Origin of the sequence: Streptomyces sp. RLB3-17, assembly GCF_007113425.2 — a bacterium.
Classification (GTDB): Bacteria; Actinomycetota; Actinomycetes; order Streptomycetales; family Streptomycetaceae; genus Streptomyces; species Streptomyces mirabilis_D.
In genome coordinates this window covers 9,504,429-9,528,412 of record NZ_CP041610.2, presented here as the reverse complement: position 1 = coordinate 9,528,412, position 23,984 = coordinate 9,504,429, and the positions used below count along the sequence as shown (strand labels likewise).

Sequence of the window (23,984 nt, the reverse complement as noted above, 5' to 3'; positions counted from 1 at the left end):
GGGGCACGCCACCTTGATCTGGCGCACCGCCGTGTGCTGGCGCCGCACACTCAAGCACCGCCGACAAGGGTCCGCAAGATGTCGCGCAGAATCTGGAATTATTTGACAGCAGAATGGATCTCAGAGGCGGGGCGCTTGCGCGGTGGACCCCCGGACCACCAACTCCGGCTCGAACAAGAGCTCTTCGGCGGTCACGCTGCTCCCGCCGATCTGCGCGTTGAGCAGCTCGACGGCCGCCCGGCCCATCGCCTCGATGGGCTGGCGGACGGTGGTCAGGGGCGGCTCGGTGCAGTTCATCAGCGCGGAGTCGTCGTAGCCGACGACGGACACCTGCGAGGGCACGCCGAGTCCCTTGCGACGGGCGGCGCGCACGACACCGAGGGCGAGCGGGTCGCTGGCGCAGATGAAACCGGTGACCCCGCGGTCGATGAGCCGGGCGGCCGCCGCGTGGCCGCCCTCGATCGAGAACATGGCCCGCGCGATGTGCGCGTCGGGCAGCTCGGGCGCGAGCGCGCGGGCCGCCGCCAGCTTCCGCGCCGAGGGCATGTGGTCGGCGGGCCCGAGCACCAGACCGATGCGCTCGTGGCCGAGCGAGACGAGGTGGCGCCAGGCCTGTTCGACCGCCACGGCGTCGTCGCAGGAGACGCACGGGAAGCCGAGGTGCTCGATGGCCGCGTTGACCAGCACCACCGGGATGTTGCGGTCCGCGAGCTGCCGGTAGTGCTCGTGCGGGGCGTCGGCCTGCGCGTACAGTCCGCCCGCGAACACCACTCCGGAGACCTGCTGTTGGAGCAGCAGCTCCACATAGTCCGCCTCGGAGACGCCGCCCTTGGTCTGGGTGCAGAGCACCGGCGTCAGCCCGAGCTGGGCGAGCGCCCCGCCGATCACTTCGGCGAACGCCGGGAAGATCGGGTTCTGCAGCTCGGGCAGGACGAGCCCCACGAGCCGCGCTCGCTCACCGCGCAGCTGGGTGGGCCGCTCGTAGCCGAGCACGTCCAGCGCCGAGAGCACCGCCTGCCGGGTGGAGTCGGAGACACCGGGCTTCCCGTTGAGCACCCGGCTGACCGTGGCCTCGCTGACCCCGACCTTCTTCGCCACCTGAGCAAGTCGTCGCGTCATGAGCGCAAGAATAGCGCAAGAAATGCAAACTGCTTGCGTAACACTCACTTGGCCCAGTCGAACCTAGTGGGCCGCCCACAGGCCGCGGACATGGCCCAGGTGCCGGGTCATGACCCTCCGTACGGCCTCGGGGTCGCGGTCCACAAGGGCGTCGAGGAGTTCGAGGTGCTCCTCGGCGGAGTCCTGGAGGCGGCCCGCCTCGACCAGGGCGTGGAGGCCGTACAGGCGCGAGCGCTTGCGCAGGTCGCCGACGACCTCGACCAGGTGGGCGTTGCCCGCGAGGGCGAGCAGACCGAGGTGGAAGCGGATGTCCGCCTCGACGTAGGCGATGAGGTCACCGGCCGCCGCCGCGGTCACGATCTCCCGGGCGGCCGGGCGCAGCGCCTCCAGGGAGACCGGATCCGCGGTGGTGGCCAGCTGCACGGTGGTGGGGATCTCGATCAGCGAGCGGATGTGGGTGTACTCGTCGAGCTGCTTCTCGGAGACCGCGGTGACCCGGAAGCCCTTGTTGGGCACCGTGTCGACCAGGCCCTCCTTGGCGAGGTCGAGCATGGCCTCGCGCACCGGTGTCGCCGAGACGCCGAAGCGGGCGGCGAGCGTCGGCGCGGAGTACACCTCGCCGGCCCGCAGTTCGCCCGCGATCAGCGCGGCCCGCAGGGCGTCGGCGACGCGCTCGCGGTAGCTGCTCTTCTTGCCGCCGAGGACGGGCAGGGCGGTGGGAGCGGCGGAGGGTGCGCTGCTGCGCGTGGCGGGCATGGGTCGACTCCTCGTACGGCATGGCGGGTTTGTGCAATGTCACGTGACATCAGTATCTCTAGAGCACGAAGCCCGCCGGGAAGGGGTCGGTCGGGTCCAGGAGGTACTGGGCAGTGCCGGTGATCCAGGCGCGGCCGGTGAAACTGGGCAGCACCGCCGGGATTCCGGCGACCTCGGTCGTACCGAGCAGTCGTCCCGTGAACTGCGTCCCGATGAAGGACTCGTTCACGAACTCCGTGTGCAGGGGGAGTTCACCGCGGGCGTGCAGTTGCGCCATGCGCGCGCTGGTGCCCGTACCGCAGGGCGAGCGGTCGAACCAGCCGGGGTGGATCGCCATGGCGTGGCGCGAGTGACGGGCGGTGGCGCCGGGCGCGTACAGGTGGACGTGGTGGCAGCCGCGGATGGACGGGTCCTCGGGGTGGACCGGCTCGTCCTCGGCGTTGACGGCCGCCATCAGCGACAGTCCGGCGGCGAGGATCTCCTCCTTTCGCGACCGGTCGAAGGGCAGGCCGAACCGCTCCAGCGGCAGAATGGCGTAGAAGTTGCCGCCGTACGCGAGGTCGTACGTCACCGTCCGGCCGTCGGGCAGGGTGGCCTTGCGGTCGAGGCCCGCCGAGAAGGACGGCACGTTCTTGAGCGTGACCGCGCGGGCGGCGCCGTCCTCGACCGCGACCTCGGCGACGACGAGGCCGGCCGGGGTGTCGAGCCGGATCGTGGTGACGGGCTCGACGACCTCGACCATGCCCGTCTCCACCAGGACGGTCGCCACGCCGATGGTGCCGTGCCCGCACATCGGGAGGTAGCCCGACACCTCGATGTAGAGGACGCCGTAGTCGCAGTCCGGGCGGGTGGGCGGCTGGAGGATGGCGCCGCTCATCGCGGAGTGGCCGCGCGGCTCGTTCATCAGCAGCCGCTTGATGTCGTCGCGGTGCTCGCGGAAGTACAGCCGCCGCTCGTTCATGGTCGCGCCGGGGATGGTCCCGATGCCGCCGGTGATCACCCGGGTGGGCATGCCCTCGGTGTGCGAGTCGACGGCGTGCAGGACGAGTTTGCTGCGCATGGGATCTCCCTAACTCCTGCTGTTCGCTGGGAACTTGGCCCACTCGAGAGGCGCCGCTCAGGCGAGACCGGCGGCGAGGGCCTTCTCGGTGGCGGCGCGGACCGTGGCTTCCTGCTCGGGCAGCAGCGGGACGCGCGGTGGACGCACCCGCCCGCCGTGTCGGCCCACGATGTCCATGGACAGCTTGATGGCCTGGACGAACTCGACCCGGGAGTCCCAGCGCAGCAGCGGGTGCAGCCGGCGGTAGAGCAGCCGTGCCGTGTCGAGATCGCCCTCGACGGCCGCGTGGTACAGCTCGACGCTCGCGGCGGGCAGCGCGTTCGGGTAGCCGGCCACCCAGCCCTTGGCGCCCGCGACGGCCAGCTCCAGCAGGACGTCGTCGGCACCGATCAACAGGTCGAGTTCGGGGGCGAGTTCGGCGATCCGGTAGGCGCGGCGGACATCGCCGGAGAACTCCTTGACGCCGTGGATGTACCCCTCCGCGTGCAGCTTCGCGAGCAGTTCGGGCACCAGGTCGACCTTGGTGTCGATGGGGTTGTTGTACGCGACGACCGGGACGCCCACCTCGGCGACCGCCTCGTAGTGGGCGAGGACGGAACGCTCGTCGGCGCGGTAGGCGTTCGGCGGCAGCAGCATCACGGACCGGCAGCCGGCGTCGCGGGCCTGCTCGGCCCAGCGGCGGGCCTCGGCGGAGCCGTAGGCGGCGACGCCGGGCATCACGCGGGACCCGCCGATCGCCGACACCGCCGTCTCGACGACCTTCGCGCGCTCCTCGGGCGTGAGCACCTGGTACTCGCCGAGCGAGCCGTTCGGCACGACCCCGTCGCAGCCGTTCTCGACGAGCCAGGCGCAGTGCCGCGCATAGCGGTCGTAGTCGACGGAGAGGTCGTCGTTCAGCGGGAGCGCGGTGGCGACGAGGACGCCGCGCCAGGGACGGTTCTCGGTGGCGGTCATGAACGGTTCCCTCCGTGGTGTGTGACATTTCACTGACGATCGGTCGCGGTGGGGCGGGGCGGTACGAAGGTGGTCAGTCGTCCTCGGGATCCCCGGCCCTCGCCAGCACCCCGAGTGGCACCGGGCGTGCCAACAACCGCCGCGCGGGCGTCTGTTCGCATCCGGCGAGTCCGGCGACGGCGGGCTCGCACATCCGGCCCTGGCACCAGCCCATCCCCGCGCGGGTGAGCAGCTTCACGGTCCTTACGTCGCCCGCGCCGAGCTCGTCGACGGCGTTCCTGACCGCACCGGCGGTGACCTCCTCGCAGCGGCACACGACGGTGTCGTCGGTGACCTGCTCCGTCCAGTGCGCGGGCGGCGCGTAGACGGTGTCGAGCGCGGCGAAGAACTCCCGCGCTCTCCTGCGGGACCTGGCGGCGCGCGCCCACGTGCGCGGGTCGGGCCGCGTCCCCGTCAGCCGGGCCGCGGCCGAGCCTCCGGCGATGTGCCCCTCGGCGAGCGACAGTGCCGCGCCACCGATGCCGGTGGTCTCGCCCGCGGCCCATACGCCGGGCACGTCGGTGCGCTGCTCCTCGTCCACGGCGACGTTCAGGCCGTCGATGCGGCAGCCGAGCGACTCGGCGAGGTCGATGTGCGCCAGCATGCCGTGACCGACGGCGAGCGTGTCGCACGCGATGCGCCGCTCGGTGCCGGGCCCGATCCGTCCGTGGGTGTCGAGCGCGGCGACGGTCACGGCGTCGAGCCGCCGCTCGCCGTGCGCCGCGACGACGGTGTGCCGTGGGAGCAACCTGACGTGGTGTCGCAGGAGTTGGGCGCCGTACCGCACTCCTTCGGCGACCTTCCCGGGCTGTGCGGCCAGTGCCACGGCCCGCCGCAGGAACGCCCTCGGGTCGGCGGACTCGACGAGGGCGGCGACCTCGACCCCCGCCGCGGCGAGCCCGGTCGCCACGGGCAGCAGCAGGGGCCCGGTCCCCGCCACGACCGCCCGCTGTCCGGGGACGACGAGCCCGCCCTTCAGCATGGCCTGCGCACCACCGGCGGTGACGACCCCGGGGAGGGTCCAGCCCGGGAACGGCAGCACCTTCTCGTAGCCACCGGTGGCGAGAAGCACGGCGTCGGCGCGGACGGTGACGGGCTCCTCCTGGAGGGGGCCGAGCAGCGCGTGCACGACGAAGCCGGCCGAGCCGGGCCGGGCAGGGGGCGGCTCGGTGTCCGGCGGCGCTTCGGGGACGGCGGGCTCGAAGAGTTCCCCAGGTTCCACGGCTTCGACGCACCACACGTGATGGTCCGCCAGATGCCTGATCGTGCCCGCCTCGACCCGCGCGGCCAGCGCGTCCCCGAGGCGCCGCCAGGTCCGCCACCGGTGGTGCAGCGCCTCCGGGCGCCGGGCCCCGAGTCCCGCCGGGGGCCGGCGGTAGAACTGGCCGCCCGCTCCGGCCGCCGAGTCGATCAGCGTGACCCGGACACCGCGCGCCACGGCGGCCAGGGACGCGGCCAGCCCGGCCGGTCCCGCGCCGATCACCGCGAGATGCGGTCGCTCAGTCGCCATGGCCCGTCCCCTCCTGCGTACGGATCGTGTCGCCCGCTCGGACCGGCACCAGGCAGGCCCGCTGGTTGGGGCGGTCGTTGACGGTCACCAGGCAGTCGAAGCAGACGCCGATGCCGCAGAAGACTCCGCGCGGGCGTCCCGCGCCGCGGGTGGCACGCCAGGAGGTGACGCCCGCCGCCCACAGCGCGGCGGCGACGGTCTGCCCGGGCAGGGCCGTGATCTCGCGGCCGTCCAGGGTGACGGTGAACGCGGGGCCCGGCTCGGCCCCGACCAGCTCCAGGGGATTCACCCGGCCTCCTTCGGGAAGCGGTCGGGCCGGAACGGCCTGAGGTCCAGGTCGGGCGTCCCGCCCGCGACGGCCTGCGCGATCAGCCGCCCGGTGCCGGTGGCGAGGCCGATTCCCGCGCCCTCGTGCCCGCAGGCGTGGAAGAGCCCCGGCACCCGTGGATCGGGGCCGATCGCGGGCAGGTGGTCGGGCATGTACGGCCGGAAACCCAGGTACGTCCGCAGGGCCCGTACGTCGGCGAGGAACGGGAACAGCCTGGTCGCCCCGGCCGCCAGCGCCCGTACGGCCGGCAGCGAGAACGACCGGTCGAAGCCGACCCGTTCACGACTCGCGCCGATCAGGATCGGCCCGGCCGCGGTGCCCTCCACGACGGGTGAGGTCCCCAGCGCGGCCGAGTCGCTGGCCACGTCGGCGACGTAGTCCGCGGCGTACACCTTGTGCCGCACCCGGCGCGGCAGTGGTTCGGTCACCAGCACGAAGCCGCGTCGGGGCAGAACGGGCAGGAAGACCCCCGCGAGCGCGGCCACTTCGGCACCCCAGGTGCCGGCCGCGTTGACGACCACCGGGGCGTGGAGGTCACCACGGTCGGTCCGCACGCCGCGTACCGCCCCGTGCGCCGTGCGCAGCACCTCGGTCACGGTCCGCCCCGTCAGCAGCCGTGCCCCCGAGGCCCGTAGGAGATGCGCCGCGGCGAGTGCCGGCATCACCTGGGTGTCCTGGGGGTAGTGCACGGCGCCCGTGAGGCCGGGTGCCAAGTGGGGTTCCAGGGCGTGCAGTTGGTCGGCGGCGACCGGCACCGCCTCGACCCCGGCGGCTCGTTGTCCCGCCGCGAACGTCTCCAGCGCGGTGAGCCCCTCGGGCGTGGCGGCCACGACGACGCCCCCTTTGGCCTCGTACTCGAAGGCCTCGCCCAGCTCCTCCGCGAGGTCGGCCCACAGACGCCCCGACAGCAGGGCGAGGTCGAGTTCGGGCCCGGGTTCCTTGTCGGAGACGAGCAGATTGCCCTCACCGGCGCCAGTGGTCCCGCCGGCCACCGGGCCGCGGTCCACGAGAGCGACGTCGAGGCCCGCCCGGGCCGTGTACAGCGCGCAGGCCGCGCCGACCATTCCGGCTCCGACGACCACGACATCACAGGTCAGCCGCTCGCTCACGCCAGTACTATGTCACATGCTTCTCTGGTCGGGAAGCACTGCCGGAACAGTCCACGGCTGAGCGCGGCACCTCAAAATGAGAGTGAATACCTCAACATGAGAGTGCAAATGAGAGTGAATACCTCAAAATGTTAGTGACGCAGGTCACTCTCAGGAGGTGGGCACATGCTGCCACGGCGATTAGCGCTGGTCACAGCTCCGCGGGCGGATGAGGCGTTCGCGTCGTGGGTGGATCGGATGGCTCGCGCGAACCGATGTCCGTCGGCTGAGGTCGCCGACCTGATGGGGCTGCGCCTTCGGGGGGTGTATGCGAAGGCCCGGCCCCCTGTGTTCGGAGTGCAATGTGATGAGGCGGTCCGGCAAACCGTGTACGCAGCGACGGGTGTCCCTGGCGGCACGGTGGACAGGATGGACCTGTCGGTTTTCGAGGGTGGGCCGCTGAGCGTGGCGGCGGTGCTCTCCGCGGACAAGGCACACTGGCCGTCGGCAACCCGGGAGTGGGTGGAGGTGTACGGCAGCCGGGCCTGTCCGTGCTGTCTGCTGGCATCGGGTGGGGTGTGGCAGCTGTGGTGGAAGCTGTCGTGTGCGGCGGTGTGCCCCAAGCATCGGGTGACGCTGCTGGATCGGTGTCCAGCGTGCGGTTGGGTACTGAGATGGGGTGGGGACCGGCCTCGGGTCATGCCGGCACAGTGGGTCAGGTCGCCGACGTGCTGCGCGAATTCTGTTCGCGGGAAACCGTGCTCGCAGTGGCTGCCCGCGATTCGCGTGGGCCAGGCAGACAAGCGGACGGTCGCCGCGCAGCGGCGATGGCTGGACACCGCGTACAACCGGGCTTGCCCCTCGCTGGGAGGCGTGAACGTGTCGGCAGGAGAGTGGTTCGCGGCGTTCCGAGCATGTGTGATCTTGTTGCGGCTCGGGCTGCCCCAGATCCTAAAACGTCTACCGAACGTGCCTGACTGGTGCGGTCGCGCCCTTCTGGATGAACGCATCGAGCGCGATGTGTACCGGAACCAGTTTGGTTGGGGTCCCGCTTCGGCCGGAGCCGCGGCAGCGTTTCTCACGGTGGTGACCCCTCTTCTGGCTGCGGCTGACACGCGGAAGTTGACTCGGCGGTTGGCGCCGTTGGTGCGGACGGCGGTTGAAGAAGGCTGCTTGACGGCCCGGCCGTTGGCACGGCTCTCGGTGCCGGAGGTTTTCGCGGAGGCAGTGGCGGCGCAGGTGCCGGTGGGACGTTCGGCAAGGAGTCCGTGGGGAGGAAGTGTTCGCGGTGAGCAGTGATGCGGGAGCACCGGAGCCATCCGTTCGAGACATCGACCTAGTGCGGGTACGGTACGTCGATTCTGAGGGGGACGAGTATCTGGTGCGGCTGGAGGAAGCCGCTGACGTGCCGTTCGAGAACGGCAGGATGGCGCGGGCCATCCCCAGCCAGAGGGACCAAGGGCACATGCCGGGCCAGTACTGGGTGGCGAAGTGGGGTGACTTCGTCGACTACGAGAGCGTGCTGGAGTCGAAGTGGCTGACGCTGCTGGACTTCGACCCGCAAGTGACCGTATTCGTCACACAGCCCTTGGAGTTCGAAGCGATCGATGCCCGCGGGGCCTGGCAGCACACGCCGGACGTCTTCGTACGCCGCCGTGACGGCAGCGTGCTGCTGTTGGACGTCAAGAACCCCGAGATGCGTGACGATCCGAAGGTGCTGCTGCAGGAGGAGCGCACCCAACGTACGTGCGAGCGGCTGGGCTGGGACTACGCGATGGTTTCGGAGCCGAGCGGGCAGCGCTGGGTGAACGTCGATCTGCTGTCCAGTGCTCGGCGCCCGCTGCATCTCGGTGCGGATCTGGTGCCACGCCTGCTCGAACTGGCCCGTGACCCAGTGGAGATCGGGGAGCTCATGCGGTTCATGGAATACCCGGATCTGGCACGCGGGGTGCTGTATCACCTGATGTGGCATCAGCGGATCGTCACCGATCTGGACCGCCCGTTGCGGGAGACAACGCTGGTGAAGACTGCAGCGGAGGCACAGGCATGACGTCTGACGGCGCGGTGCGGCTGCAGCGTGGATCCAGATTGTGGCTGGACGACGAGGTGCACACGGTGACCGGGGTGACCGATGACGGTGTGCGACTGCGTTCGGAGAGCGGTTCTTGGACCGTGATCGGCGTGGGGCACCTTCTCGCAGATCCGACCTTCCGTCCCTACGAGGGCGACGCGAACCCGGCAGGCGAGGACGCTGAGCACGACGCCTCGACAACGAAGCTGTGGCTGGACGCCGCCGCCCTGTTCGACAAGCTGAGTGACAAGCAGTTGGGGGAACTGCAGCGCGCCCAGGAGCACCTCCTGGAAATGACGACCGGTTTTCGCAGTGGAGATCCGCAGGACGCGTCGCCCGGAGAACCCAGGCCGGAGTATGCCCCTGACGTGTCGCTGGCCCAGCGGGTGCAGAGCAAGGCGCGGGAGCTGGGCTACAGCGAGCAGCAGGTTTGGCGGCGTCTGCGGAAATGGCGGGACGAAGGTCCATGGGGCCTGGTGGACCGGCGCAGCCATCGGCCGTCGGATCCCCTGGCTGGGGCGGATCCACGGTTGATCGATGCGATCGTCACCCAGTACCAGGTGACCGAGGCGGACGACTCGACCGGCAGTCTGAACCGGCTGCGCCGGCGAGTGGAGCGCCGCCTGGTTGACGCCCACGGGCCGGGCACGGTGAAGATGCCGGTGCTCAAGACGTTCAACCGGTACGTCGCCGCGCTCCTGCCCGGCCGCTACACCACTGGACCGGCCACGACACGGCAGTCGGTGGCGAACCGGCCGGGCGGCCACTACCGTCCAATCACCGCCGGCCGTCCCGGCGAGCTGGTGATGATCGACACCAGCTGGCTGGACGTACGTGCCTACGATCCGGTCGAAGACGTCGTCTTTTCGGTGGATCTGACCATCGCGATCGATGTGTGTACCCGCAGTCTGCTGGGATGGCGTCTGGTGCCCAAGGGGACGAAGGGCGTGGATGCGGGGCTAGTGATCGCGGATGCGATGATGCCGGAGCCGATGCGTCCGGGCTGGCCCGAGTGCCTGCGGCACCGGATACTGCGTCTGCCGTGCGAGCCGTTGCTCGCGCAGGACGAGCGGTTCGCTGCCGCCGCGGCCCGCCCGGTGGTGTTTCCCGAGAGGATCGTGATCGACCACGGCAAGGCGTTCGCCTCTCAGGCGGTGAAGAACGTGTGCCGCCGCTACGGGATCACCATCCAGGACACCCGTAAGTACCGGCCCACCGACAAGCCTCAGGTCGAGTCCGCTTTCAAGACGATCAGAAGCCAGTTCTCCGAGCACATCGCCGGTTACAAGGGCAACCACGTGGTGCACCGCGGCCGGGATGTCGACGCGACCGCCCGGTGGACGATCGAAGACCTGGAGGAGTTCTTCGCGGAGTACGTCGTCGCGGTCTATCAGCGCCGACGGCACACAGGGCTGGTGCTGCCAGGGTTCCCGGAGATCAGCCTGTCGCCGAACGACGCCTACCGGCTGGCGGTGCACCGCTGCGGCTTCATCGCCGCCCCGCGCGATCCCAACCTGTTCCTGGAGCTGCTGCCGATCCACTGGTGCGGCATTCACGACCGCCGTATCCAGAAGGACTACCTGCACTACAGCGCGCCCATCACGGGCACCTACAACGGGTCCAAGTCCCCCTACGCGCACGCCGGGGGCGCTTGGCCTGTCCGATATGACCCACGAGACATGACACAGGTCTACCTCCATGACCCCTACACCGGAGACTGGCACACGCTACGCTGGACCCACGCGTTGACCGGGCTCGAGCCGTTCACGGACATCACCCTGCGCCAGGTCAAGCAGGAACTGCGTGAACGGGGCCGCGACCCACAGGACCAGGAAGCCGTCCTGGACGCGTTGTTGGATCTGCAGAACCGCACGGACGCCGCCGAGGCGTCCACCGCCCGCTCCCGCCGGGCCCGGGCCCGGGACGCCGAGCGAGCCAGGGCGGCGGCGCGGGACAAAGCTCGCACCGAACTGGTCGATTCCGCCGCCGATTTCCCGGTCAAGGATTCCCACCTGCGGGCCGTGCCGCCACTGCCCGCGGACGACGAGGAAGAGGTCACGATCGACTTCGACGCCCTGCCGTCGTACGAAGTGTGGGGCGGTCGTCCGGAGAAGGACGACGCACCGTGATGGCCCCGCGACCGGAGGAGTCCGAGAGCCTGCACCCTGGCCTGGCTGAACCGCGCACCAATGAGGACTGGTTCGACTACGTCTTCTATGAGCCGCCACCCCGCCCCCACCTCCCCCCGTACGACACCTACGTGGAGATGGACAAAGAGGATCCTGAACGGCGTCGTCTGGACCGAAGCCGCAACCGGTATCACAGCGCCTTGGTCCTGGCCTGGACCCCTGCCGTTCAGCACTTCGAATCGGAGATCACGGAACTACTCGATGCCAACGAAATGGCTCCGCCCGGCGCCCGGCTCGGACTGCTCATCGACGGTCCGCCCACGGTCGGCAAGTCCACTCTGGTCAAGATGATCGGCCGGAAGTTCGAACAGGGGCTTCGCAAGGACTTCCCCGAACGGTTTGCCCCAGAGCGGCTGGGGGTCTACGTCCCTGTCGTCTACATCTCCCTCACGGACCAGGTCACCCCCAAGCAGATCTCCCTCGCGATCGCCCGCTACCTGAGCGTCCCGACCAGCGGCACCAAGGACACCGTCGACGATCGTGTCCTGACCGCGCTCACGGCGTGCGGTACGCAATTGCTCATCTTCGACGACCTGCATTTCCTGGACTGCTCCCACAAGGACGGGCGGGCCTCCAATGACCACATCAAGTTCCTCGCCAACCACGCCCCCTGCACGATCATCGGCACCGGCGTCGACCTGGAGGAGAGCCCTCTGCTCAGCGAGGGAGGTCCTACCGGACCCGTCAAGCGGAACACCCGCGTCAAGTCTCCGCCGCGCAGCGGACCCAGGACCCAGACAGCCGGCCGGTTCAGCCGCCAGGAAGTCGCGCCCTTCACCCTGGACAGCAAGACCGAAATCCTGCAATGGGTCGGCGTCGTCAACTCCCTGGAGAACGCGCTGTGCTTGTACCGGCACGAAAAGAAGAGCCTGACCCGTCGGCACTGGCGCTATCTTTTCGATCGCACCAACGGCAGCATCGCCGGTCTCCACGCCCTCCTCCGCCGCAGTGCCGTACGCGCCGTCGCGCAGGGAACAGAGGCCGTCACGCGCGAGATCATGGACTCCATCGTCCTGTCGTACGCCCACGAACGCGCCTACGCCAATGTCGTCGAACTGCAGTCACGCCCGTCGGCAAAGAGCGGGAGCAAGCCCAACAAGAAGTCGTCGGCAGCAGACGGCAGTGCCTGAGAGGACCAGAGCGCCTTGTGGCGCCTGATACAGGCGCACTGGCATGCTCTGCTCGTGCCCACGTCGTTGCGTCGTCTCGCGCTGGTGCCGGAGCCGTACCCCGGTGAGTCCCTGCTCAGCTGGGTCGACGCGCTCGCCAGGCTCAACCGGATCAGCCGTCTGCAAGCCCTGCGTTACGCGACCTTCATCCGTCCCGGTTCCTCTGTGTACCGGCCCAGTGTGCGCTTCGTCGCCCATCTGCCGACAGAGGTGATGGCCCGTGTGGAGTTCACCACCGGATTGTCCGCCGGGCAGCTACGTCGGATAACCCTCATGCATTACGCCGATGGAGTTCTGCCGTCGGCGCCTTCTTCTACGCACCGACGGACCATCGCTATGTGGCTGCACCGCCTGCAGCTCGCGCAGCCCATCCGTTCGCGCGCGTGCCCGGCCTGTCTGCGGGAGAACGGCGGTCGCTGGCTGCTGCGTTGGCGTCTGATCTGGTCCGTCGCCTTTGTACGCCACCGCGTTTACCTGCTCAGTGCCTGCCGCGGCTGCGGCGGGGGTCTGCACCAGGTGCTTCCTGGTCCAGGAAGCTCTGTAGTGTGCGGCCAGACCGACTGGCACCGTCCGGGGTACGTCTGCCAGCGTTCCATCTGGCGCATGCGCCCTCCCTGGCTATCCGACGCGCACCTCCTTGAATGCCAGCGCCGTCTCGACGATCTCGTCGATCATCCCCACCGTCCGGGCAGTAAGGACATCCTGCGGACGCTGCACCTGGGCTGGAGGACATCAGTGGCGGTTACGACTTCGCCCCGTCGCTGCCGGACACCGATGCCGTGCTCTATCGCCGGTGGCACGGGCACGGCGGTGCGTTGTCGTATCTGGACGATCCCCTGCTCACTGCGGCCCTCATCAAGATCGCAACGGTGGGCGGTCTCGCCGCCTCTCAAGAGGTCTGCGCGCAGGTGGACATGGCCTCGTGGTCGACCGACGGCTTCCCTCGGACCACCGACGTATCGCCGGTCAACCGATTCGGTGGAACGTGCCGTGCCATCGCCTGTCTGGCCTGGGTACCACCCGGACAGGGCGTCGTGGTCCATACAGAGGACGGACCGTTGGTTCTGTGCCCCACGCACGTCGATCAGGCCACGTCGGCCAGTTACAGATCCGTGCCACCTCCCGTGGCCGAGACCTTCTCCCCACGGCATGCCGTGACTCGCTGAAGTCCAATCCAGGTCGAACTAGATTGCTGTTCCGCCGGCCAGGGGCACGGAGGTCGGGTCGTCCGACAGTAGGGTGCGCGCGGCGATACGTACGAGGGCGGAGAGCGCAGCAGGCGACCCGCGTTCCAGCGTCCACGCCAGCGGTGGATGGTAAGGCTGCCCTTGGCTCTCGTACACAGCGCGCACGACGTTGTTCTCCATCCTGTCGAGCATGCCGCCTATCGTCTTCCGTCTCGCAGCATCCTGAACGATCCCAGACATGTCTCGCAGCAGGCCGCGCGACTTGTCATTGTGTGAGGCGTCTGCGGGTGTGAGTAGTGCGGAGACACGTCGTTGGACGTGAACAGCCTCCTCGTCCTCTACAGGGATTGCCGGGATCTCCGGCACCCGGAACCCGCACACTTTGGCCCCCACGCGGCTCCTGCCGCGGCCGTGGCGCCCCAACGGCCGCGTGCAGTGCTCGCGTTGTCCGGGACCGGTCGCCTCATGACGCCAGTAGAGCCACAGATGGCAGCGCGGGCAGCGGTCCGCCAAGTACACCAGGTGATCCGCACACAGGAAGGTCCACTTCAACCGCCAGCTGAGCAACCACCGGCCGCCCGATGCCTGGAGGCACGACGGACATGCCGCCGAGTGGTCGCGCCGCAGCCACGGGTTACGCACGTGCCATCTCCGCTCCATGTCGGAGGTGAACTGGGGTAGTGCCGTGGGGGCGTAGAAAGCGAACAGTATCCGCTCTACCTGCGCTGGACGCAGCCCCGTCCGTCGGCACACTCCTCCCAGCTCTTCAGGACTCAGATGAATTTGCGATGTGCTGAATGTCGGCGAACCCGGCAATCCCAGTTCCTGCAGAGTCGCCGCACGCGACAGCCTCAAGGTCACCGCAAGCGTATCGACCCAGCTGAGGAACGACTCCCCGGCGAAGGGAGCGGGGACGACACCGAGCCGCCGGACTCGCTGCGGGTCAATCACGGTCCACCATGTCTCCGCTCGTCTTACCGGCCACGCTCTCCCCGATGGGGTACGCGGGGTTCTCACCCCGTCGTGGCAGCCACGCTGGTCGAAAGTCTGGGTGGCTGGCGTAGGGCAGCAGCAGGCACCGCACGGCGTACCTCAGCGCTTTCCCCTCGCTGGTTCGCGGATCGGTGTCCACGCAGGCGTCCAGGATCAGCCGCTGAGCCTCGATCCCCTGCCCTGGCAGTTCGTCGTTTCCCTCTTGGAGGCGCTGTTCTTCATCGCGGAGCCGGGCGTCGAGGAATCGGAGTCGTGGGTCGGTGCTCGTGATCGGCCCGGAGCGTTCCCGAGGACGCGCCCGGACGGTGAGCTGATCCGCATGGTGTGGACAGTGGGTGCCTCCGCCGGATGCGTCGTTCACCCTCGCACCGTGCCCTGCCGGAACCCAGGTCCCGCAGCCATCGTGGTGACAGTGCCCCCCGAAGCGGTTCGCGGGCAGTTGGAATTCGCCATGGGGTACCAGGCGTCGCAGCCGTGGAGGGCCCCAGTTCGGCCGTGCCTTCACCTGCTCTGCTGCCCCGGTTCCCCTGCTGTCCGCCGAGCCGAGCCCGGCCTCGGTTGCGATTTTCATGCCGGCGGCCACGATCAATGGCGGAGGCTGCCAGCGGAAGCCGTCGGGTGCATGATCGCTGTCCCATGCCTGGTGGACGACCTTGTCGGTGTGAGGAAGGCGCACCGGCCGCTCTGCATCCCACACATCCTGCATCGAGCGGTACAACACTCCGAAAAGCTCGTGAACTTGTGCCTGCGTCAGGTCTTCCGAACCCTCCAGAAGGCGGTCGATCCGCTGCTGGCAGTCGAGAAGCCGGAGGTCATGGACCGGCTTGGCAGGCATTCGGCGGATGTCACGGCGGCACGGCCTACTCGGCTTGTAACGTCCCCAGCCCGGAGCGGGGCCGGGACAGATCCAGGACTGCGGAGTCCCGGGCTGCGGGGGATGGAGTCCGGCGTCACAACCCCGGCATTCCGAGATCAGGTAACGCCGATGCTCCACGCATGCGAAGGACCAAACCAGCCGCCATTTCAGGAGCCATCGGGCGCCGTTCTCCCTCAGACATACCGGACAGGCGTTGGAACGCTGGCGCAACACCATCCGCTGCCAATATCTCCAACCGGCCAGGGCGTCCTGCCCTTCCGCGTCAGGTTGCGGCAGCGGATCCAGTACCCCTCCTGCGTAGCGGGCAAGCGTTATGCCCCGCACCTGCTCCTGCGTCAGCCCCGTGGTGAGCCGAACCGATCGGACAACGGCGTCGCTCACGTGGTAGCCGAAAGTGTCCGACGCCGAAGGGGCATTGATCATGCCCGTCATCCACAGTGCCATGGGCCGGGAAACCTGGTTGAGTCGCGCGAGCGCGTCCACCCAGCTCAGCAGCGACTCACCGGAATGTGGCTCGGGCACCAGTGCAAGCCTGCGCAAGGGGCTTCGAACGTTCATGATCTCCTTTCCCTGTTTCCCCAGCTTGCACAGCCACTCCCGGAAATCGGGGACTCCAACCGTTTGAGGCGAGTCGCCCATGGCACTGATCTTCGGCGCACGTTCCGCCAACTCATCGACGGCGTGATGCGCAATTGGCCACCGGCCTCCCGACACAGGGGTGTCGGGCGATATGTGCGCCATGTAAAGATCAGTGTCACGTGCATGAGTCTGGTGAGACCTGGGGGAAGAAATGGCGGACACGACCGCTCCGTTCGAGGCATCGGCGTCCGCGGCTGGCTACGTGTACCAGCTCCGCAAAGCCCTTCATTCCTGCGTCGAGCAGCACGGCCGCGGGCTCGACTGGTGCATCGCCGTCGAAGCCGGCGACGACGTCGAGGAAGTCGTCAAAGGAGGCAGGGTCCTGTACCAGCTCAAGCACCGGGCCGCTGGTGTCACCATGTCGGACTACAGCACGGACCTGTGGAAGACACTGCGGATTTGGGCGCATGGGATCACCAACAAGCAGCTGGACCTGGACGAGACGGACCTGTTCCTCCTGACCACCGCCGACCCGACTGCCGATTCCGCCGGCTATCTCCTGCAGCCTCTCGCCTCCGGTGTCAGGGACGAAAGCCGAGCGCTCAAGGCGCTGGAGGCTGCTCGGAAGGCTTCCACCAGCAAGGACAACAAGAAGGCGTACGAAGCCTTCGACAAGCTCTCAGCTGACGAGCGACGCGACATGCTCGCCCGAATACAGGTCATCGGCAACGCCCCCGATGTCGACGAGGTGGAGCACCTGCTGTTGGAGCGAGTGGTCTCCGCTGTGGGGCATGCGTACGCCAAGCCATTCCTGCAGCGTCTGGAGGGCTGGTTCTACCAGCGCACGATCCGGCAGCTGCGCACGGACGAGATGGATGCGATCACGGGCGACGAGTTCGACCAGGTCTTCACCGATCTACGCAATCAGTTCCGACCGGAGAACCTGCCCATCGACGAGGACATCGCCGTCCTCGAACCCGATCCGTCGGACTATGCGAACATGACTTTCGTCCGCCAGCTGGATCTACTCGACATCGGCAAGACCAGGGTCGGCATCGCGGTGCGCGATTACATCCGCGCCTTCACCCAACGCTCCCGGTGGTCGGACGACAATCTGTTGCTGCCCGGAGAGATCAGCAAGTACGAGCGTAGGCTCATCGAGGAATGGCAGGACCTCTTCGCGGAGATGGAAGACGATCTGGGGGCCGCGGCGACGGATGCGGAGAAGGTGGCGGCCGCTAAGGAGATCTATCGGTGGGCCACGCGTGAGGCACGGCCGCGCATCCGTATTGGATGCGACGAGCCGTTCGTCTCCAAGGGCTCCTTTCACATCCTCGCCAACGATCTGCAGGTGGGCTGGCACATAGATTTCATGACACGGCTCATGGCCGTCTTGGAGCCGGCGGGAGCAACCCAGGCGTGAACACGCTCACTCAATTCAGCCGGGAAGAACGCGCACTGTACAACCCGGCGTTCACCGCACTTGTCACCTGCCGCGCCGTGCAGGGCTACGAAGTCCAGTACAGCCGGCCATGTCCGATCTCAGTTGCCGTCTTGTCCGCCGTGATGGCGCTGCAGCCAGCCGTTCGCCGCACGCTGCCGAAAACTCTCAACAGCGGGCTGACTCGGTGGCTGGAGGAGAACAAGGGCGTCAAAGTGACCATGTCACAGAACGCTACCGCCCTGGCCGCCGTGGTCCGCCCCGGACTGCTCCTGGCCCTGCAGAGCGACACCCTGCACGTCGATGAGGAAGGGCAGCTCACCGTGGCGCCGGGAAGGCTCACGAAAACGATCAACGGCGCCACGGACGAGGTCCAGACCATCCAGAAGGCGGCCCACATGCTGGGGCGCTGGCTCCCCAGCACGGGCAGCCTCAGCACCGTCATGACACTGCTAGGAGTCCGGCCGTGACGTTCCAGATCAGCGCCATCTCGATCTACAACGAAGACGGCGGCATCCGCACTGTCCCGTTCAAGACCGGCAAGCTCAACATCATCACCGGTGACTCGCGGCGCGGGAAGAGCGCTCTGCTCAACATCGTTGACTACTGCCTGGCCAGCAAGGACTACGTCATCAAGGGCGCGGCCCTGCGCAACTTCGTCCAGGTCTTCGCCGTCACTTTGGTCAAGGATCAGCAGCAGCTTTTCGTCGCACGGCCGGTCCCGGCGGGCAAGGCTGCCACCGCGACCACGATGTGCGTCGTCTCCCAGGCCCTTGGCGCACCGCCGCCGCAGCGCTCAGAGCTGACCTTTTCCACCCCGCTCGACATCGCCAAGGATGTCCTGTCGGAGTTCGCCGGTATCGACCGGACTGTGCGGATCCCTGCCGTGCGCAGCACTACCCCCATCTCGCCGTCGGTGCGCCATGCGCTCTTCTTCTGTTTGCAAAAGCAGAACGAGGTCGCCAACCCTGACCTGCTGTTCCACTCGCAGGGCGAGGAGTTCCTGCCAGCGACGATCCGGGCGATGATCCCCTACTTCCTTGGTGCTGTCGATCCCGAGCAGTCGCTGATGGAAAACCGGCTGCGTCTGCTGCGTCAGGAACTCGCGCAGCTGGAGGCGGCGGTGGCCGCTGCCCGCAGCCTGTCGCTGGCGTCCGGGCAGGCAGTGGGCCTGGTGACCGAAGCAGTCGAGGCAGGCCTGCTGGAACCGCTGCCTCGGGAGGAAATGACGGCAGAGAGGGCATCGGAGCATCTGGCCCGTGCCATCGCCGAGGCCGCCCCCACGCAGACGCCTGATGCCGGAGACGATCCGGTCGCCGCCCTCGTAGAGCAGCGCCGAGACCTGCGCGAGCGGCACGGACGGGCCCGCGCCCGCATCGCCAACCTGAAGCGAGCCGCTCGGGAGAACAACGAATTTCTCGACCAGGCAGCAGAGCAGCATGCCCGCCTGTCCACGCTCAACCTCTTCACACCGGCCAACACGCCGGACGAGGAACCACGTTGCCCGGTGTGCGACAGCCAGCAGCCGCAGTTGAGCCAGATCGCAGAGGTCATCAACCGCGACCTCGGCCGCCTCGACGCCGACATGTCCGTCATCGGCAGCGACGTCCCCGAAATCAACGCCCTCATCGCAGCAGAAGAAGGCACGCTTCAGGAGATCCGTAGCGCCCTGGGCCGCAACCAGGACCAACTCGATACGCTGACTGCTGGCCAGCGCGCGGCGCAAGGACAGGCGGACGCCTCGCGACGTGCCGTGCTCGTTCAAGGCCGCATCAGTCTCTTCCTGGAGACGGCCGGGCGTCATGTCCAAGCCCCTCGAGTCGTTGACCGGCGCGAGGAAATCAGCGTGAAAATCGCGGAGTTGGAGGAGGCGATCGGCGCGGGAGCCCGTGATGACCGGCTCAACAGCTTCGTTTCCCGGATCAATACGAAGATCAAGGACCAGGCTGTCGCCCTGGATCTCGAACACAAGGAATCGCCCATCCGCCTTGACCCGCGGGGGCTGACCGTCGTCGCGGACACCACCCGCGGACCGGTCCGACTGGCCGACATGGGCGGCGGGGAGAACTGGCTCGGCTACCACGTCGCCACCTTGCTCAGCATGCACGAGTGGTTCTCCGAACAGCGCAATCCCGTGCCGCGCTTCCTCATCCTCGACCAGCCGTCTCAGGTCTACTTTCCCGAAGATGCCCCGGACGGCACCGCCTTGGCGGGACCCGACAGAACCGCCTTGCTCAACCTCTACAGGACCATCCAGAACACGATCGTAGCCCTCGACGGCGACTTCCAGGTGATCGTGATGGAGCACGCGGACCTGGACGACGAACCCTTCCGCAGCTCCGTGGAAGCCCGCTGGAGGCGCAGCAACAACCAGGCTCTCGTACCCCAGGACTGGATCACCGAAGAAATCGATGACCACTGACTAATCGGCACCCGCCGCAACAACATGCACGCTTGCTCCATTGAGTTGAGCGTCCAGTCGCGGCCCGCTCCATCGTCGCAGCAACCGCGGACCTGGCCACCGCGGCTTCGGAGATGGAGGCGAGAGCTGTGTCGCCACGGCAGGACGAAGGTTCTACGTTGTCAGGGGCGGGGACGGCCGCAGATGTTTCCCACGTGTACTTCTTGGGGCACAACTGAGGCTCCCCCCCTTTTCGCACGGACGTGGGACCCGTCCACGCACGCGCGAGTCCAGTCGAGCTTGCCGGCCGCGTGCAGCTCAGCGAGCAGGATCCGGTGCAACTGCTCAAAGACTCCAGCCTTCTGCCAGCGGTCCAGACGCCGCCAGAAGGTCTGCCCGGAGCCGAACCCCAGTTCCAACGGCAGGAGTTGCCAGGCGACGTCCTGGTGCAGGACGTAGAGAATGCCCTGCAGACACAGCCGGTCCGGCACCGGTCTCGGCCCCGGTGAACCTTCCGGCCACGGCGGCAGCAACGGTTCGATCAGCGCCCACAAGTCGTCATCCACGATCCACGGCCGAGTCGTCACACACCACAAACGGTCGGATCATTACGTCGGTCACGCCCGACCAGGGCACTTCGGCAAGATCCTGTTACGAGGTCTTCATACCTGCTCTTGGCTGGATTCACCGCTGAGCGTCACGGAGGGCATCCCTGTTTCAAGACTGCCAGCATCAATCGGAGACCTTGTCCGAAGTATCTCCAATTCCGGAACACGTATCGTCTTCACCGACATCACCGGGCCCATCGCCTCGCTGATCAGCGAGCGAGAACTGAGGGAACTCGAAGACACGTTCGCGATTGCGGAAAGCGAGCAGCGGAAGGCCGGCTCCTCATCCTTCATGCCGCACGACGAAGCGGTCCAGGAGAGGCCGATCGACGACGGGACCGGGGAAGACGGGGAACAGCATGCTCCTGGCTGAACTCCGCGTGCTGGTGTGTGGCGACCGGCAATGGGCCTGGCCCGCCACGGTCGCCGCGGTGTTGGACCGGCTCTCGGCGCGTCATGGTGATCGGCTCGTCGTGATCGAGGGTGCCGCGTCCGGTGCCGATCACGCAGCGCACCTCTGGTGCGAACGGAACGGACTCGGTGCGGACCGTCACCGTTGCCACCCGGTGGACTGGCAGACCGCGCGGCGTACGAGGCCGAAGACGTGGCGGCTGGCGGGGCCCAAGCGGAACACTCGGATGCTGCTACAGGAACGCGCTCAGGTGATCATCGCCTTTCTCGGCACCAGCCGGTCGCGATCGACACGCTGACCGAGCACACGACCCGGTTCGCCATGCTGCTGCAGCTGCTGCGACACCGAGGCCGTCAAGGACGTGATCGCTGGTGGCACCATCACTACGAGCTTCCCCGCAGCTCGCCCACGCAGGGCCTGCTGGACTTAACGCTGGCCAACTCATCAGGTCCGTCGAGGCGTTACCGGTTCCCTGACCTATCATGGCCGCATGAGTGAGCTGACCAGGATCTCCGCCCCTGACGGTGTCGTCCCCGCCAAGCAGTTCAGCCACGTGGTGGCGGCCACCGGCCGTTTCGTAGCCGTGGCTGGCCAGCTTGCCCTGGACGATACCGGGAAGCTAGTCGGCGATGGTGACCCCGAGGCGCAGGCCCGTCAGGTGTTCGAGAATCTGAGGCGCTGCCTAGCCGCCGCCGGGGCAACCTTCGACGACGTCGTTAAACTCACCTATTTCGTCACAGACATGGCCCACACGGTGGCCATCCGCGCCGCCCGCTCCGAGTTCATATCCGATCAGCGACCGGCGTCGACGGTGGTCCAGGTCGCCGCACTGGCTGGGCCGGAGTTCCTCATGGAGATCGACGCGTTCGCGGTGGTGAGCAAGTCAACTTAAGGCACTGGCTCGTCACAAGGCGTAAGCCAGGAGACATACTCGACCAGCTCATGCGGGACATCGAGCATGGAAGGATACGGAACCAACGGAGCCCCTTGGTCGCCGGTGTGATGAGTGAGATCACCAGACCAACGACGAGGGGCTCCGCCATGTCACCGCCCCGCTGACCAGCCCATTTCACCCCGGCAGCACAGGATGAAAGAGGCTCAGTGAGGGTGGTGAGGAAGTCGCTCGTCAATGTTGCGACGGATGGCGGCGTACGCTTCCCATGCCCATCAGCGGGAGTTTTCCTTACAGGGTGGGCCGATGCGATGCACATGGCGTCGGGACAGCGGGACTCACATTTCGTGCAGCAGGAAGTCGTACACCGCCTGGCGGCCTAGATCGCTGGTGGCGTGGGTCTGCACCGAGTGGGACGCCCCTGGGACGACCACGACCCGGCCGAGGGGCGCCATGGCCGCCTCCTGGTAGAGCCACTCCACTGGTGTGGACAGGTCTCGATCACCGCCCAGCAACAGGACTGGCACGTGGGGAAGTTTCCTGTGTTCCGGTGGAGAGGGCGGAACCTCTTCCTGAGGCCAGGACAGGCAGGCGAGCAAGCTGCCCAGCTCGGTGGCAGTCGCCGGGTCGTACGGCCAAGTCTGATCGCCCGTCAGCTGCTGACGCGCGCGCTCCAGCGCCTCCGTCCGGCCCTGGACCGGTGTGTCGGCGATGCCCCATGGAAAGTGGCCATCGGCGCACAGAGTGCTGACGTGCAGCCCTTGGCTGAGCTGGTCGGCAGGGACCGCGTCGAGCTGACGGGTCCTGTCGATGTAGCTCTGCAGCAGTTCGGGAGCACCGGCTGCGGCCTGGTGCAGGGCCTCGGGGATCCCGCCGTAGTCGGGATCCAGAAACTCATATGTGGTCAGCATGTCCAGCACGGCAGGGCCGTTGTGATACCTGCGCACTGTCTCGGCCAGGTCGGCAGTCGGATCGGTTGTGCATCCTGTGGCCTTGCAGCCCGCGGTCAGCACCCGGGCGCTGGCTGGCAGGGCAGCGAGGTCGAGCGGGTCGTAACCCTGCTGTGGCACCACCGAGTCCAGCACCAGCCTGGCCACATGTGACGGATGGGCGAGCGCGTACCGCTCGGCAACGAAGGTGCCATAGGAGACGCCGTCCAGGGTGAGGCGATGCACGCCCAGAGCACGCCGCAGCACATCGAGGTCGGCCACGGTGTCCGCCGTGCTGTAGAAGCGCCGGTTCGGGCCGAGGGCCGTCGCGCAATCGGTGACTGCCTGCGAAGTGGGCGCCGCCAGGTCCGAGGCGCCCATCTGCTCCTGCAGTTCTGGGCACTGGAGCGCACCTTCACCGGTGCCCCGCTGGTCGAACATCACCAGCCGGTACTGCTTGAAGAGCGGTGCGAGCTTGGTCACGACGTGGTTCACCAGTGCTACGCCCGGCTGCCCCGGCCCGCCGGTGAGGAAGACCAGATCGCCCTTAGGCGCGTCGGCGTTGTCCGACACCGCGACCTTCAGGTTCAGGCTGCCCGCGGTACCCCCACTGTGGTCGAGCGGTACGGCGAGGGTGGCGCAGGTGAACCCGTCCAGGCCAGGGCAGGATGCCTGCCCGTTCAACGCCCCGAGCGTGTCCGGGCCGGCCCATGCGGCCGAAGCCGCATGGGCCGGCCCGGCAGCCGCGGCGCCCGCGAACATCGCCAGGGCAGCAAGCAGGGCGCCGAAGCGGCTGTGTGTATTCGCCATGTTTCCTCCTTCGTCTCTTGCGATCACATCCGGGCCCTCACGGGACGGTGAGGGCAGGCGTCGGCCCAGCGAGTTCACGTTGGAATGTAGAGGCGTTCGCGCGCACCGCACCGGTCACGCGAGGGTTTGCCAGAGGCCGGAGGCGACACGGGCCTGGTAGCGGGCCCTGGCGGGAAGTGACGCACGGGTCTCGGCCAGCTTCGCGGCATTGTGCTCGACAGCCTGCAACCACGTCGGGTCGGCTTCGTCCACGTGGAAATCGGCGAGCCAGCCGGTGACGAACATCGCGACCGGCTCTATGGAAAGGATCAGCGCGAGCGAGCTGTCACCAGCGGCGATCAGGCTGATGGCATGCGCGACCGCCCGGGTGGACCGTGCGGTGGATGCCCACAGTCCGCCCATCGCCTCCGGAACCAGCAGCTGGTGGAAGCCGGTCGCCGCCACCGCGGCGAAGTCGTCTGCCGACAGTTCCCTGGCTCCGGAACGGGGATCCGAAGCCAGGCGGTGCGCCAGGATCTCGACGTTCTCGAGCACACCGTTGGTGGACAAAGTCATGAGGCATCCTCGGCCGG

General features: G+C 67.9%; 22 protein-coding genes and 1 pseudogene. 10 read left to right on the top strand and 13 right to left on the bottom strand.

Going from position 1 to position 23,984, the window contains the following annotated elements; genetic code table 11:
• Nucleotides 1-120: 120 nt before the first annotated feature.
• From FNV62_RS42735 to FNV62_RS42705, 7 genes are all read right to left on the bottom strand, one after another.
• The gene (locus tag FNV62_RS42735) at nucleotides 121-1,119 is read right to left on the bottom strand and encodes a LacI family DNA-binding transcriptional regulator (RefSeq protein WP_179858356.1); all 999 of its coding nucleotides are present in this window, start codon (nucleotides 1,117-1,119) and stop codon (nucleotides 121-123) included.
• A gap of 63 nt (nucleotides 1,120-1,182) precedes the next feature.
• Nucleotides 1,183-1,875 (bottom strand): GntR family transcriptional regulator, encoded by a 693-nt coding sequence (locus tag FNV62_RS42730; RefSeq protein ID WP_097287220.1) that lies wholly within the window; start codon nucleotides 1,873-1,875, stop codon nucleotides 1,183-1,185.
• Nucleotides 1,876-1,933: 58 nt separating this feature from the next.
• Nucleotides 1,934-2,935: a proline racemase family protein gene (locus FNV62_RS42725; RefSeq protein ID WP_060897444.1), complete on the bottom strand. Its 1,002-nt coding sequence runs from the start codon at nucleotides 2,933-2,935 to the stop codon at nucleotides 1,934-1,936.
• 57 nt (nucleotides 2,936-2,992) lie between these two features.
• Nucleotides 2,993-3,889 carry a dihydrodipicolinate synthase family protein gene (locus tag FNV62_RS42720; RefSeq protein ID WP_144316024.1) on the bottom strand — a complete coding sequence of 299 codons (897 nt, stop codon included), beginning with the start codon at nucleotides 3,887-3,889 and terminating at the stop codon, nucleotides 2,993-2,995.
• 73 nt (nucleotides 3,890-3,962) lie between these two features.
• Nucleotides 3,963-5,438 carry an NAD(P)/FAD-dependent oxidoreductase gene (locus FNV62_RS42715; RefSeq protein WP_144316022.1) on the bottom strand — a complete coding sequence of 492 codons (1,476 nt, stop codon included), beginning with the start codon at nucleotides 5,436-5,438 and terminating at the stop codon, nucleotides 3,963-3,965.
• Nucleotides 5,428-5,727, bottom strand: a complete 300-nt coding sequence (locus FNV62_RS42710) for a (2Fe-2S)-binding protein (protein ID WP_060898511.1) — start codon at nucleotides 5,725-5,727, stop codon at nucleotides 5,428-5,430. The genes FNV62_RS42715 and FNV62_RS42710 overlap by 11 nt, the downstream gene beginning before the upstream one ends.
• Nucleotides 5,724-6,875, bottom strand: a complete 1,152-nt coding sequence (locus FNV62_RS42705) for an NAD(P)/FAD-dependent oxidoreductase (RefSeq protein WP_143603647.1) — start codon at nucleotides 6,873-6,875, stop codon at nucleotides 5,724-5,726. The genes FNV62_RS42710 and FNV62_RS42705 overlap by 4 nt, the downstream gene beginning before the upstream one ends.
• Nucleotides 6,876-7,040: 165 nt before the next feature.
• Here FNV62_RS42705 and FNV62_RS58155 point away from each other — a divergent pair, with 165 nt between their 5' ends.
• Genes FNV62_RS58155 through FNV62_RS58150 form a run of 5 tightly spaced genes read left to right on the top strand, consistent with a single transcriptional unit; the run spans nucleotide 7,041 to nucleotide 13,441 of the window.
• Nucleotides 7,041-8,153 (top strand): TniQ family protein, encoded by a 1,113-nt coding sequence (locus FNV62_RS58155; RefSeq protein WP_144316021.1) that lies wholly within the window; start codon nucleotides 7,041-7,043, stop codon nucleotides 8,151-8,153.
• Complete coding sequence (locus FNV62_RS42695) at nucleotides 8,134-8,904, top strand: TnsA-like heteromeric transposase endonuclease subunit (protein ID WP_225900584.1); 771 nt, start codon at nucleotides 8,134-8,136, stop codon at nucleotides 8,902-8,904. The genes FNV62_RS58155 and FNV62_RS42695 overlap by 20 nt, the downstream gene beginning before the upstream one ends.
• Nucleotides 8,901-11,054, top strand: coding sequence for a DDE-type integrase/transposase/recombinase (locus FNV62_RS42690; RefSeq protein WP_143603643.1), 2,154 nt, complete (start codon nucleotides 8,901-8,903; stop codon nucleotides 11,052-11,054). Before FNV62_RS42695 ends, FNV62_RS42690 begins: the two co-directional genes overlap by 4 nt.
• Complete coding sequence (locus FNV62_RS42685; protein ID WP_143603641.1) at nucleotides 11,054-12,244, top strand: TniB family NTP-binding protein; 1,191 nt, start codon at nucleotides 11,054-11,056, stop codon at nucleotides 12,242-12,244. The genes FNV62_RS42690 and FNV62_RS42685 overlap by 1 nt, the downstream gene beginning before the upstream one ends.
• A gap of 54 nt (nucleotides 12,245-12,298) precedes the next feature.
• Entirely contained in the window at nucleotides 12,299-13,441 is a 1,143-nt protein-coding gene (locus tag FNV62_RS58150; protein ID WP_164404951.1) for a TniQ family protein, read from the top strand.
• A gap of 26 nt (nucleotides 13,442-13,467) precedes the next feature.
• Here FNV62_RS58150 and FNV62_RS42675 read toward each other — a convergent pair whose 3' ends face one another.
• Together FNV62_RS42675 and FNV62_RS42670 are read right to left on the bottom strand one after the other, a co-directional pair.
• Nucleotides 13,468-14,421 (bottom strand): TniQ family protein, encoded by a 954-nt coding sequence (locus tag FNV62_RS42675; protein WP_143603638.1) that lies wholly within the window; start codon nucleotides 14,419-14,421, stop codon nucleotides 13,468-13,470.
• Nucleotides 14,414-15,898, bottom strand: a complete 1,485-nt coding sequence (locus FNV62_RS42670) for a DUF6221 family protein (RefSeq protein WP_164657664.1) — start codon at nucleotides 15,896-15,898, stop codon at nucleotides 14,414-14,416. The genes FNV62_RS42675 and FNV62_RS42670 overlap by 8 nt, the downstream gene beginning before the upstream one ends.
• A 232-nt stretch (nucleotides 15,899-16,130) precedes the next feature.
• On the opposite strand from FNV62_RS42670, the gene FNV62_RS42665 reads away from it, so the two are divergent.
• The 3 genes from FNV62_RS42665 to FNV62_RS42655 are packed head-to-tail and all read left to right on the top strand — an operon-like array spanning nucleotide 16,131 to nucleotide 19,782.
• Entirely contained in the window at nucleotides 16,131-17,342 is a 1,212-nt protein-coding gene (locus tag FNV62_RS42665) for an ABC-three component system protein (protein ID WP_143603634.1), read from the top strand.
• The gene (locus FNV62_RS42660; protein ID WP_143603633.1) at nucleotides 17,339-17,830 is read left to right on the top strand and encodes a three component ABC system middle component; all 492 of its coding nucleotides are present in this window, start codon (nucleotides 17,339-17,341) and stop codon (nucleotides 17,828-17,830) included. The genes FNV62_RS42665 and FNV62_RS42660 overlap by 4 nt, the downstream gene beginning before the upstream one ends.
• On the top strand, nucleotides 17,827-19,782 hold the full coding sequence (locus tag FNV62_RS42655) for a DUF3732 domain-containing protein (protein ID WP_143603631.1): 1,956 nt from the start codon (nucleotides 17,827-17,829) through the stop codon (nucleotides 19,780-19,782). Before FNV62_RS42660 ends, FNV62_RS42655 begins: the two co-directional genes overlap by 4 nt.
• A 161-nt stretch (nucleotides 19,783-19,943) precedes the next feature.
• Here the strand turns inward: FNV62_RS42655 and FNV62_RS42650 are convergent, their stop codons facing one another.
• Nucleotides 19,944-20,327 (bottom strand): transposase, encoded by a 384-nt coding sequence (locus FNV62_RS42650; protein ID WP_164404949.1) that lies wholly within the window; start codon nucleotides 20,325-20,327, stop codon nucleotides 19,944-19,946.
• Nucleotides 20,328-20,728: 401 nt separating this feature from the next.
• Between FNV62_RS42650 and FNV62_RS58145 the strand changes: the two genes are divergently transcribed.
• Both FNV62_RS58145 and FNV62_RS42640 read left to right on the top strand, forming a co-directional pair.
• The gene (locus FNV62_RS58145; RefSeq protein ID WP_143603627.1) at nucleotides 20,729-21,079 is read left to right on the top strand and encodes an SLOG family protein; all 351 of its coding nucleotides are present in this window, start codon (nucleotides 20,729-20,731) and stop codon (nucleotides 21,077-21,079) included.
• A 192-nt stretch (nucleotides 21,080-21,271) separates the two neighbouring features.
• On the top strand, nucleotides 21,272-21,673 hold the full coding sequence (locus FNV62_RS42640; RefSeq protein WP_143603625.1) for a RidA family protein: 402 nt from the start codon (nucleotides 21,272-21,274) through the stop codon (nucleotides 21,671-21,673).
• Nucleotides 21,674-21,696: 23 nt separating this feature from the next.
• Here FNV62_RS42640 and FNV62_RS42635 read toward each other — a convergent pair.
• From FNV62_RS42635 to FNV62_RS42625, 3 genes and pseudogenes are all read right to left on the bottom strand, one after another.
• Nucleotides 21,697-21,800 (bottom strand): annotated as a pseudogene (locus FNV62_RS42635) (IS5/IS1182 family transposase); the annotation flags it as partial.
• 211 nt (nucleotides 21,801-22,011) lie between these two features.
• Nucleotides 22,012-23,439, bottom strand: coding sequence for an alpha/beta fold hydrolase (locus FNV62_RS42630; protein WP_205523053.1), 1,428 nt, complete (start codon nucleotides 23,437-23,439; stop codon nucleotides 22,012-22,014).
• Nucleotides 23,440-23,526: 87 nt separating this feature from the next.
• Complete coding sequence (locus FNV62_RS42625; protein WP_143603623.1) at nucleotides 23,527-23,967, bottom strand: hypothetical protein; 441 nt, start codon at nucleotides 23,965-23,967, stop codon at nucleotides 23,527-23,529.
• Nucleotides 23,968-23,984: the final 17 nt, after the last annotated feature.